The organism is Streptomyces sp. NPDC002817, from assembly GCF_053592055.1.
Genome location: NZ_JBSFUY010000098.1, coordinates 1 through 2,619 on the forward strand (window position 1 = coordinate 1; position 2,619 = coordinate 2,619).

2 protein-coding genes are annotated in these 2,619 nt (G+C 68.3%); both read right to left on the reverse strand.

Features of this window, described 5'->3' with window-relative positions:
- Positions 1-105 precede the first annotated feature (105 nt).
- Complete coding sequence (gene istB / locus ACWD3I_RS49100) at positions 106-879, reverse strand: IS21-like element helper ATPase IstB (RefSeq protein WP_235478797.1); 774 nt, start codon at positions 877-879, stop codon at positions 106-108.
- Between the two features lie 60 nt (positions 880-939).
- Positions 940-2,415, reverse strand: a complete 1,476-nt coding sequence (gene istA / locus ACWD3I_RS49105; protein ID WP_365414161.1) for an IS21 family transposase — start codon at positions 2,413-2,415, stop codon at positions 940-942.
- Positions 2,416-2,619 lie beyond the last annotated feature (204 nt).

Here is a 2,619-nt window from a genome sequence, read left to right on the forward strand (position 1 = left end):
ATGTCAACGGTCATTGAGATGCCCAGGCGGGTGGCCGTTGGGTGTCCAGGCTGGTGGCCATCAGAAACCCAGGTGTGTGGCCAGTGGTGTTCCTGGGGGTGGGGGTCAGTTCAAGGGGACTACTCCCTTCCCGGCGAGGGCCTCGGCGAGGCGGTGTGAGTCGCCGGTGGTGGTCACGAGGTGAGCGTGGTGCATGAGGCGGTCGGTGCTTGCGCCCGCGAGAGTCTTCGGCATGATCGTGTCGAAGCCTGAGGGGTGGATGTTGCTGGTCACCGCGATGGACCGGCGTTCGTAGGCGGCGTCGATGATGCGGTAGAACGCCTCGGCGGCGTCTTCCCCGACCGGCAGCAGGCCGATGTCGTCGATGACGATGAGGTCCGCGCGGCAGATCCGGGCGACGGTCCGTGCGGTGGACCCGTCGACCTTCGACTTCCCGATCGCGGCACTGAGCGTCTCCAGGGTGAACCAGGACACCCGCAGGTCGTTCTCGATCGCGGCCTGGGCCAGGCCCTCGGTGAAGTGGCTCTTGCCCGTCCCCGAAGGGCCGGCGATCACCAGATTCTCGGCGCGGCCGATCCACTCCAGCGTGATCAGGGAGTTCTGGGTGGGTTCGGGGATCGTGGAGTCCTCGGCCCGCCAGGAGCCCAGGGTCTTGCCGGTGGGGAAGTTCGCCGAGTGGCGGCGAAGACGCCGGGTGGCCGCGTCCCGGCCGGTGACCTCCTCGGCTATCAGCAGCCGCAACACCTCGGCGGGGTCCCAGCGTTGGGCTCGGGCGGTGGCCAGCACGTCGGGGGCCGCTTTGCGCATATAGGGCAGGCGCATGCGGCGCATGAGCTTGTCGAGTTCCTCGGGGATCGCGGGCGGGCTGGGAAAAGACATGGAGGTGCCGTTCTCTTGGGTGATGTGCAGTCAGAATGCGGTGGTGGGCGGCATGTTGGCTCAGCGGCCCAGGGCCTGCCAGCCGATGGTTCCGTTCTGGACGGAGTGGGACTCGTCCGCGCGGACGACCTCGCCGGCGGGCTTGCTGTCGGCGATGTGTCCCAGGATCGAGAGCAGGTCGTCGTCGGCGAAGCGCCCGGCCGTGGCCGCAAGGCCGAGGGCCTGGTCGACGTGGTCGTTGCCCAGGACGGTGGCCAGCTCGACCGCGCGGGCCATCTTGGCGCGGATACGGACCGCGCCGGCGGGTCCGGCCTCCTTGAGCCAGCGCCCGGCTCCGGGGCCGATGCCCACGAACGCGATCTCCGCCTCCGAGCGGGGCCGCAGCCTCGGCTGGTGGATGCTGCGGCCGTCGGGATGGTCGGGGTAGTGCTCATCGATGATCTGCGGAACACCCGGGGTGGAAAGCTGGTGGCGCCAAATCTCCGACAGATCACCGGAGTTGGTGCGGGCGGTGATGGAGAGTTCCTCGCCGACCACCCGGCACCACACCTTGGCACCGGTATAGCCCGGCGGGGTCGAGTAGCGCACCGCGTTGAAGCTGATCGTGCGGTCCGAGCCGACCAGCCTCTCCTCGCCCAGTGCGAGCGCGAGCGGTTCGATGGGCAGGACATGCAGCGTGGTGCGTTCGACGTCCAGACGGCTCGCGGGTATCTGCCCGGTCGCCCGGTGACGGCGCGAGTTCACCGCATCGCACCAGGTCAGGCAGGCATCGGCGAGCTCGGCGAAGGTGTCGTAGGCGGACAGCAGGTTCGCGTTGGTGGGCACCAGGTCGGCCTTCGCGATCCGGACCGTGGCCTCCGCGCCGCCTTTCGATTCGGGGTCGTAGGGCACGCAACTGACCACCTGGCAGCCGTAATGCCGGCCCGCGGCGACCATCTGCGGATGACGTACCGGGATCCCGGCGATGTGCTCGACGGTGACCGTCTTCGCGTTGTCGGTCAGCACATACGTCGGCGCCCCGCCGATCCGCCTGAGCGTGGTGTCCAGGCAGGCCACCAGCGTGCCCAACGTGCAGTCCCAGACCGGGATCACCACCCGGAACCGCGACCAGGACAGCCATGCGCAGAACAGCCATGTCCGACGCCCCGCGATGCGCGGCCCCTCGCCCCAGTCGAACTGCAGCCACCGGCCCGGCTCGGGAATCCACGGCCGGTACGTCCGGCGCTTGCCCGCCTTCCACGCCAGTTTCGCCGCGTTCACCGCCCGTCTCGTCGAGCGCGCGCTGCCCCGGTAGCCCATCTTCACGAGCTTCTCGTGGACCACATCGGCGCGGATCGTCGCCTTCGACTGCTCGACCCACTCCTCGACCTTCTCCAGGAACGCGTCGATCATCTTCGGCCGCGGCTCTCGCTCATAGGGATTGCGCCCGCCGTCGCGGGCCTCGACATACCGCTTGACCGTCTTCGGGTCGTGCCCCGCCAGGGCCGCCGCCGACCAGACCGTCCCCGTCAGGTCGTACGCCTCAAGGATTTCCATAATCTCCGTGTCAGACTTCGTCACAGGACCTCTCCGGCCGGTAGCTGATGCGTGCAAACACCAGCAAACGGTCGGAGGGGTCTCCTCCAGTTAAGGAAGTGATCAGGAACACCACTGGTCAGACGGCCATCCACCTGGAATTCCGGTGGCCATCAGCCTGGACTCGGCTGGCCGCACATCTGGACTTTGCCACGGCCGCCGTCA